The organism is uncultured Leptotrichia sp., from assembly GCF_938036635.1.
GTDB classification, from domain to species: domain Bacteria; phylum Fusobacteriota; class Fusobacteriia; order Fusobacteriales; family Leptotrichiaceae; genus Leptotrichia; species Leptotrichia hongkongensis.
The window spans coordinates 1-7,931 of record NZ_CALHQO010000303.1; the positions used below are offsets into that span (position 1 = coordinate 1).

Annotated in this window: 9 protein-coding genes; all 9 read right to left on the reverse strand. The window is 30.6% G+C overall.

All coding sequences use genetic code 11. From position 1 onward, the window contains the following. Positions 1-110: 110 nt before the first annotated feature. Positions 111-704: a hypothetical protein gene (locus tag Q0370_RS06065; RefSeq protein ID WP_299573429.1), complete on the reverse strand. Its 594-nt coding sequence runs from the start codon at positions 702-704 to the stop codon at positions 111-113. Between the two features lie 188 nt (positions 705-892). After that, the gene (alr, locus tag Q0370_RS06070) at positions 893-2,065 is read right to left on the reverse strand and encodes an alanine racemase (protein WP_299573432.1); all 1,173 of its coding nucleotides are present in this window, start codon (positions 2,063-2,065) and stop codon (positions 893-895) included. Between the two features lie 30 nt (positions 2,066-2,095). Beyond that, positions 2,096-2,617 carry a hypothetical protein gene (locus tag Q0370_RS06075; RefSeq protein ID WP_299573434.1) on the reverse strand — a complete coding sequence of 174 codons (522 nt, stop codon included), beginning with the start codon at positions 2,615-2,617 and terminating at the stop codon, positions 2,096-2,098. A gap of 111 nt (positions 2,618-2,728) precedes the next feature. Then, positions 2,729-3,322, reverse strand: coding sequence for an XTP/dITP diphosphatase (locus Q0370_RS06080; protein ID WP_299573436.1), 594 nt, complete (start codon positions 3,320-3,322; stop codon positions 2,729-2,731). A gap of 48 nt (positions 3,323-3,370) precedes the next feature. After that, positions 3,371-4,117 carry a 1-acyl-sn-glycerol-3-phosphate acyltransferase gene (locus Q0370_RS06085; protein ID WP_039901306.1) on the reverse strand — a complete coding sequence of 249 codons (747 nt, stop codon included), beginning with the start codon at positions 4,115-4,117 and terminating at the stop codon, positions 3,371-3,373. Positions 4,118-4,137: 20 nt separating this feature from the next. After that, on the reverse strand, positions 4,138-4,746 hold the full coding sequence (locus Q0370_RS06090) for a regulatory protein RecX (RefSeq protein ID WP_299573441.1): 609 nt from the start codon (positions 4,744-4,746) through the stop codon (positions 4,138-4,140). After that, positions 4,736-5,857, reverse strand: a complete 1,122-nt coding sequence (recA, locus tag Q0370_RS06095; RefSeq protein WP_299573443.1) for a recombinase RecA — start codon at positions 5,855-5,857, stop codon at positions 4,736-4,738. The genes Q0370_RS06090 and recA overlap by 11 nt, the downstream gene beginning before the upstream one ends. Positions 5,858-6,001: 144 nt before the next feature. Beyond that, entirely contained in the window at positions 6,002-6,679 is a 678-nt protein-coding gene (locus tag Q0370_RS06100) for a thymidylate kinase (RefSeq protein WP_299573445.1), read from the reverse strand. A gap of 202 nt (positions 6,680-6,881) precedes the next feature. Continuing rightward, entirely contained in the window at positions 6,882-7,892 is a 1,011-nt protein-coding gene (ilvC, locus tag Q0370_RS06105; RefSeq protein WP_147005037.1) for a ketol-acid reductoisomerase, read from the reverse strand. Between the last annotated feature and the right edge of the window lie 39 nt (positions 7,893-7,931).

Below are 7,931 nucleotides of genomic sequence, written 5' to 3' on the forward strand. Positions count from 1 at the left end.
ACTTAAACCATGATTCTAGTTTTTTTTCTAATAAAGTTTTCTCTTGAAATTAAAAAAATTTATTATTTAATCTAAATTATTCTAATCTTTAAATTTTATTTCAAAATTCTCTACAATATCCGAATGCTGACATCAACATCCGTATTTAAATATAACTTTTCATTCTTTCGTAAAAATGCCTTCCAAACTGTTCCATTTTCTAAATATACATCAACCGTTTCAAATTTAGAAATATCTATTTTTTCAAGTTTTACTTCTTTTTCTTCCAAATTAACTATTTTTCTAAAATTTTTGTCAATATTCTCATCTATTCTTTCATCATCAACAAAATAAATCTGATTTATTAATGCACTTGCATATTCTTTCAAATTATTTATAAAATCATCACTGTAATGACTCGTAAATAACCATTGATAAATAACATCCTTTAGTGTCAAAATCTCTATTTCCAATATTTCCTTATTAGAATATATCAGTTTCATATTTTCCACAGTAAATCCCATAGATGTGAAAAAATAATGTTTTTCGTGTGCCTCAAGATAATTTGGAACAGTATAAATCATATTTCTAAATCTACGTAAGTAAACATTCTCACAATTACTGAGTTCCCAGTTGTATTTCTCCTCATTTTTGTTTTCTCCATAATAATTTCTCCACTTTAAATTATATTCTTTACCCCAAAATACAGCCTTATCTTTTTTCATAATTTGAATCATCTCTATTTCATACCTGTCATTATAAATCTAATCGCCTAAATCTTCATGAAAAAATCCGACTTCAGTCCATTTCATTATAATGCTTTCCCGTTTCCATTTCACATTTTCACTTGGCATCTAACCCTCTTTTCATTAGTAATTCGCGTGACATAAATATAAAAAAATTCAAATCCAAATCAATTTACTGTTTTTTTTATTCCCAAAAACTTAGTCAACACATCATCCTGTATTGTCCCAGCCCACTTTGCTACTTGCCTCAACGTTATTTTTTCAGTAATTTCATTTTCAACATTTTTCTGACTCCCAACAACCACAACTTCCTCATTCACTTCCACATTTTCTATATCCGTTAAATCAATAAAAATCATATCCATACAAATTTCTCCAACAATTTTTGCCTTTTTTCCATTTACCAAGACATACGCTTCTTCTGAATTTTCAATTTGTTTTTGAAATCCGTGTGCATAGCCTATTGATACAATGCCTATTTTAGAGTCTCTGTTTACAATGCCTTTACTTCCATAAGAAATTTTATCATTTTTTTTCACATTTCTTATGTTTATAATTTGTGATTTTACTGTTATAACGTCTAATAATCCCATATCATAAGATAAAGGCTCCATTCCATAAAGCGCCATTCCCACACGTGCGAAATCATAATTGTATTTTTCTCCGTATTTAAAAAGCAACGGACTTGCCTGCAAATGTTTGTACTGGTATTTTACATTATTTTTGTCAAATATTTTTAAAATATTTTGATATTTCTCAACTTGCTTTTCAGTTTCAATTTGATTTTCCGTGTCTGAAATATGAGAAAAAATAGAGATTATTTTCAGTTTGTTATTTTTAGAATTTATTTCATATTTTTTTATTTTTTCAATTAATTCCAAAATCTCATTTTCATTAAATCCAAGCCTGTTCATTCCACTGTTTACTTTTATATGGATTTTCAAAACTGTATTTTCAAAGGATTTATCCAAAATTTTTAAGTAATCTGATAATTGTGAAAAATTAAAAATTGTAAGTTCAACATTATTTTCTATCACATATTTTAAATTTTTAGGCTCAATATAATTAAGTGCCATTATCTTTATTTTTTTATTTTCCAAAAAATTTAGTTTTTTTTCTTTTTCAAATTTTTTTAGAATTTTACGAATTTTTATCGCTTCCTCAATATATGCCACCGCAAAGTAATTACAATTATTTTTTAGCAATATCGGAAAAATATTTTCAATTCCCAGCCCATAAGCATTATCTTTAATTACACAAACGATATTTTTATTTATAGAACGTATTTTTTCCAAGTTCCTTTTTAGATTTTCCCTATTTATTTCCAAATTTACTAACATTTTTTTAGTTTTGCTCTCCTTGACAAATTCCTAAACTGTTATTATTAATGGAGCCATTATTCCTAAAAGGATAACTAATCTCAAAAGCAGGATTTTACGATAAATTTTTTGATACTGTATTTCAGGTATTCCTTTCTCTTTTAGGAAAAATCCAATTGCTGTGATTTTATTAGAAGTGTCGCTTCTGCTGTAACGGTTTACATATGGTTCGAATAATATTTTTTCTCCGTTAACTGTCAAATGTATTCTTGGTGTTCCCACATATTTATCCATGTATCCTGTCGTATTTTTACTATCCAAATTTTTTCCATTTAATGAAACCACTCCATTTTCAACTTTTAACTTGTCAATTCTCAAAAAAATAAACAAAATCCAGACAACAATGGCAACAACTGGCAAAAATGCTGAAATTGTCCTTGCAACTGGAATTTTTTCCAGCAAAGTAAATGCTATACCATAAACAATAGACAATATCGCCATTAATATCAGAATTTTATCCACTCCCTTGTGAATTAATCCATTAAGTTCAATTTTTTCATTAGTAATTTCCATAATAAACAGCTCCTTTCCAGCCTTTTTTTATTTAACAAACAATACTAAAAACTGAAATCAAAATTTATAATTTACCTAAATCTATTTTTTGGTCTGAAAAACAATTAATATTTATTTTTCTTCCAGAAGTCCTGATGCAATGAGCTTTCTAAATGCTCTTGCCCGATGGCTCACACTTTTTCTTTCTTCGTCATCTGCTTCTCCAAATGATTTTCCTAGCTCATACGAATAAAAAATTGGATTGTAGCCAAATCCATTGTTACCTCTTGCTTCAAACAAAATTTCTCCTTCTATTTCTCCTCGAAATGAATGAATTTCCCCATTTGGAAAGGCAATACTTACAACAGATACAAAATGTGCTTTTCTATTTTCTTTTTTCACATCCTTCAGAAGTTCCAGCATTTTTTGGTTCTTTTCGCTGTCAGTCGCATTTTCTCCTCCAAATCTTGCCGAATAAACTCCAGGTCCTCCATCTAAAGCATCTACACAAAGCCCTGAATCATCTGAAATTGTTACAATATTTGTATAATCTGCAATTTCCTTTGCCTTTTTTCGTGAATTTTCCTCAAAAGTTTCTCCATCCTCCACAACATCAGGAATATCAAGCCCATCTAAAATCGTTACAACTTCCAAATCCATCCCTTCTGTCAATTTTTCAAAATCTTTTATTTTTCCCTTATTTTTTGTCGCTAAAAATACTTTCATTGTATCACTCTCCTTTCTTACGCAAAATAGGGGTATACTTACCCCCATCTAAAGATTTTTTTCTTCTGTATAATTATCTTTTATAATTTTATTTACAATGTTGTGAACTTCCTTTTTTTCTTCTCTTGACATAGATTTTAAATCCACTGGTTTATCCACAACAATTTTTATATTTTTATTTGGCGTTACCTTTAAACTTTTACGGCTTTGCACTTCATAAGTTCCAATAATTGTGATTGGTAAAATTCTTGCATCTGTATCCGTTGCAAGTTTAAAACTTCCTTTTTTAAATTCACCAATTGTACCATCCTCACTTCTGCTTCCTTCAGGGAAAATTACATAAGAATGTCCTTTTTTTATTTTACTTATCGCATCTTTCATATCCTTCATTCCCTGTCTTGCATTTTTTCTATCCAAAAATATACAGTCAAAGGAACGCATCCAACGTCCAATTGCAGGCCATTTTTTCATTTCCTTTTTTGCAATAAAAGAAAAATCAAGTGGCAAATATCCTAATAATGCAGGAATATCTACATTACTTTGATGATTTGAGATTAATATAACTGCTTCTTTTGTGTCTCGTATTTTTTTTATTTCTTCTTCACTGCCATTCTTGTAAATAACTTTTACTTTGCTTCCGGCTCCCCAAATTAGATTTTTTCCCCAATTTTTGGCTACTCGGCATACATATCTATATCTTTTTTCGCCTTTATTGAATATTAGATACCATATATGAACAAAACTTCCATAAATAAAAGTTCCAACTAACACAAGATGGTAAAATATCGTTCTCATACGATTTTCCTCCTTTACCGTTATTCATAATTTTCTTTATATTCTTTCAGCTTTTTAAAAATTTTGTCAAGGGAAAAACCTTGTCTTGCTAAATACTGTATAAATTTCTGTTCTTCCTTTAATTTTTTTTCTTCCCTCTCATTATTTATATTAATCTTTTTACTATTTTTTTCAATTAATTTTTCTAACTTTGTGTCATCGACATTGTCTTCTTTTTCCTCAGCTAAAACCAGATAAGCTTTTTCAACTGTGACTTTATCAATTCCTTTTTGAAAAAGGTTGTAGGAAATACGATTTTTCCCATAAGTTCTGCCTTCAATATATGAAATAGCATAATTTAGATCATTTAGATACCCTAGTTCTTCCAACTTCTCTATTGCCTGTAAAATAGCTGACTTGTTTCTAAATTTTTCTTCCAGCTTTAACCGTATTTCTTTTTTTGTCCTGTCTTTTAATGAAATCAGAAAAATCCCTTTTTCAAGAGAGGCTTCATACGAAATCTCATCATAAAACCTCTCAATATTGTCATTTACCTTTAAATCATATTTTTGCCTGATAAGAGGACTTATATCCATAATTTCCTCAGTATCAAGATATATCTTATTCCGATAAATTTTATTAATCTTCATCTGTTTCTGCTTCTTTATTTTCAGTATTTTCAGATTCAACAGTTTCTACTATTTTTAGTTGCTCTGTTTCCTGTTTTGGACGAATAGCATCAAGCACTTGCTTTTCAAGCCTTTCATACACTTCCTTGTTTTCCTTTAGCATATTTTCAACATTTACACGTCCCTGTCCTAAACGCTCATCTCCATAACTGAACCATGCTCCACTTTTTGAAGCAATTCCAAGATTAATCGCTGCATCAAGTACTTCCCCAATTTTAGAAATTCCTGTTCCGTACATAACATTAAATTTAGCTTCTTTAAATGGCGGTGCAACTTTATTTTTTGTAACTTTTACTACAACTTCACTTCCAATAACGTCGTCTCCCTGCTTAACAGAACCTACTCTTTTTACTTCCATTCTTACAGTTGAAAAGAATTTTAAAGCACGTCCTCCTGAAGTCGTTGTCTGCACTCCTGGAACAAATGAAAATCCTCCAATTTTTTCTCTTATTTGGTTAATAAAAATCATAACTGTATCAGATTTTGAGATACTTCCAGTCAATTTTCTAAGTGCTTTTGACATAAGCCTTGCCTGAAGCCCCATTTGCTGATCGCCCATCTCTCCTTCAATTTCAGCTTTTGGAACAAGCGCCGCAACTGAATCGACAACAATTACATCCATTGCTCCACTTCTTACAAGCATATCTGAAATTTCAAGTGCCTGCTCTCCTGTATCAGGCTGTGAAATTAAAAGTTCATCAATATTTACTCCAAGAGCCTTTGCATAAACTGGATCTAAAGCATGTTCCGCATCAATAAATGCCACTGTTCCTCCAGCCTTCTGAGCTTCCGCAATAATATGAAGTGCAAGTGTTGTTTTCCCTGAAGATTCCGCTCCATAAATCTCAACAATTCTTCCTCTTGGTACCCCACCAATTCCAAGCGCTATATCTAGATTTAAACTTCCTGTAGAAATAGCCCTTATATTCATTTTCTGATTTTCACCAAGTTTCATTACAGCACCGTCACCATAATCCTTCTGAATCTGCTTTAGTGCCAAGTCAAGCATTTTCTCCTTTTCGCTTAACGCTTTATCATCCTTTTCTTTTTCTTCAGCTTTTTTTCTAGCCATTATACCCTCTCCTTATTTGTTATTATATTCCAAACAATATTATATCACAATTTGATTTCTTTTTATATATTTTTTCTTTTCTATTTTTGATTTCTTTTAACAAATTTTTACTTAAAAAATTTTATTTTATAAAATTTGAATCAATTATATATTTTCCAGCGATATTTTTAGCATTTCATCATTTATATCTTCTATCGTTCTTAATTTGTCATCTTTAACGCAGGAAATTACATTCCACTTATATTTTACTGACAATTCTTTTGCTACTTCATAGGCATTTTTCAAGTAATTTTTATCTTTTTCGTGAATATCCTTCTCTTTTTCTCCAGTTATTTTATTTTCCCTGTTTTTCATAAGTTTTTGACTAAACTCAAACGGAATATCTAAAAAAAATACAACATCTGGCTCTGGGATTGCTATTTTTCTCCATTCCAAGTCTATTAGCCAGCTCAAATATATTTCACGTTCAGATTTATCAGATATTTTAGGAACTTGATGAATCATATTTGAAATTGTATATCTATCGCTAATCACAATTCCCCCATTATTGTAAAACTCTTCCCATTCAGTCTTAAATGAAGCAAACCTGTCAACCGAATAAAGTACAGAAGCCGCATAAGCATTGACACTTTCCGCTGTTTTTCCAAATTCACCTGCAAGATACATTTTTACAGGCTCAGAAGCTCTGCTTTCATAATTTGGAAAAGATATTTTTCTTACTTTTTCGTCTCCTTTTATTTCTTTTAATTTTTTATAAAGTAATTCTGTCTGAGTCTGTTTTCCACTTCCATCTGTACCTTCTATAATTATTAATTTTCCCATTTTTATTTCCTTCATTTTTAAAAAGTCTTTATAATCAAAAATATAGCAGCCTTATTTAAAAGACTGCTAAAATTCTAAATTGTACTTTTATTTACTATATTTTACTGATTTTAATCTTTTTAAATCAGTTTAAACAGTTTTGCTCCTTTCAGCAAAATGGACAATCGCTATATTCCTTTAAAATTAAGGATTTTAATATAATTTATTTTTTAATCCAAGGCATAAGTTTTCTTAATTCAGCCCCAACTTTTTCTACACCGTGATTTGCAAATTCTGCTCTTTTTTCTTTTAAGAATGGTTGTCCTGCTTTTGAGTCTGCTAAGAAGTCATTTGCAAATTTACCTGATTGGATATCTGCTAATACTTGTTTCATAGCTTCTTTTGTTTCAGCAGTTATAATTTTTGGTCCTGTGATGTAATCTCCATATTCAGCAGTGTTTGAAATTGAGCTTCTCATTGTTGCCAATCCACCTTCATAAATCAAGTCTACGATAAGTTTCATTTCGTGTAAGCACTCAAAGTAAGCATTTACAGGATCATATCCAGCTTCTGTCAATACTTCAAATCCTACTTTCATAAGTTCTACTACTCCACCACATAATACAGCTTGTTCACCAAATAAATCTGTTTCTGTTTCTTGCTTGAATGTAGTTTCAAGGATTCCTGATCTTCCTCCACCAATAGCTGATGCCCATGCTTTAGCAACTTCCATTGTATCTCCTTTAGCATCTTGGTAAACAGCTACTAGACAAGGTACTCCGCTTCCTTCTTGGAAAGTTCTTCTTACCAAGTGTCCAGGTCCTTTTGGTGCAACCATAAATACGCTTATATCCTCTCTTGGAACAATTTTCCCAAAATGAATGTTAAATCCGTGTCCAAATGCGATATATGCTCCTTCTTTCAAGTTTGGTGCAATATCAGATGCATATACATCAGCCTGAATTTCATCTGGAATCAAAATCATAACTATATCTGCACCTTTTACAGCATCTGCAGTTTCTTTTACTGTAAATCCTGCTTCAGTAGCCTCATCCCAAGATTTTGAACCTTTTCTAAGTCCAACAGTTACATCAAATCCACCTTCTTTTAAGTTTAAAGAATGTGCGTGCCCTTGTGAACCATACCCCAATACAGTAATTTTTTTACCTTCCAATTTACTCAAATCACAGTCAGCATCATAATAAACTGTTGTTCCTAAAATATTTCCTGCCATTTTTTATCCTCCTAAATTTTATATGTATATATTATACAC

What these genes read in the sequence shown, in the direction of transcription:
- Q0370_RS06090 (WP_299573441.1), bottom strand. Translation starts at nt 4,746, where the DNA reads ATGAAGATTAATAAAATTTATCGGAATAAGATATATCTTGATACTGAG.
- Q0370_RS06100 (WP_299573445.1), bottom strand. Translation starts at nt 6,679, where the DNA reads ATGGGAAAATTAATAATTATAGAAGGTACAGATGGAAGTGGAAAACAG.
- recA (WP_299573443.1), bottom strand. Translation starts at nt 5,857, where the DNA reads ATGGCTAGAAAAAAAGCTGAAGAAAAAGAAAAGGATGATAAAGCGTTA.
- ilvC (WP_147005037.1), bottom strand. Translation starts at nt 7,892, where the DNA reads ATGGCAGGAAATATTTTAGGAACAACAGTTTATTATGATGCTGACTGT.
- Q0370_RS06065 (WP_299573429.1), bottom strand. Translation starts at nt 704, where the DNA reads ATGAAAAAAGATAAGGCTGTATTTTGGGGTAAAGAATATAATTTAAAG.
- Q0370_RS06075 (WP_299573434.1), bottom strand. Translation starts at nt 2,617, where the DNA reads ATGGAAATTACTAATGAAAAAATTGAACTTAATGGATTAATTCACAAG.
- Q0370_RS06080 (WP_299573436.1), bottom strand. Translation starts at nt 3,322, where the DNA reads ATGAAAGTATTTTTAGCGACAAAAAATAAGGGAAAAATAAAAGATTTT.
- alr (WP_299573432.1), bottom strand. Translation starts at nt 2,065, where the DNA reads ATGTTAGTAAATTTGGAAATAAATAGGGAAAATCTAAAAAGGAACTTG.
- Q0370_RS06085 (WP_039901306.1), bottom strand. Translation starts at nt 4,117, where the DNA reads ATGAGAACGATATTTTACCATCTTGTGTTAGTTGGAACTTTTATTTAT.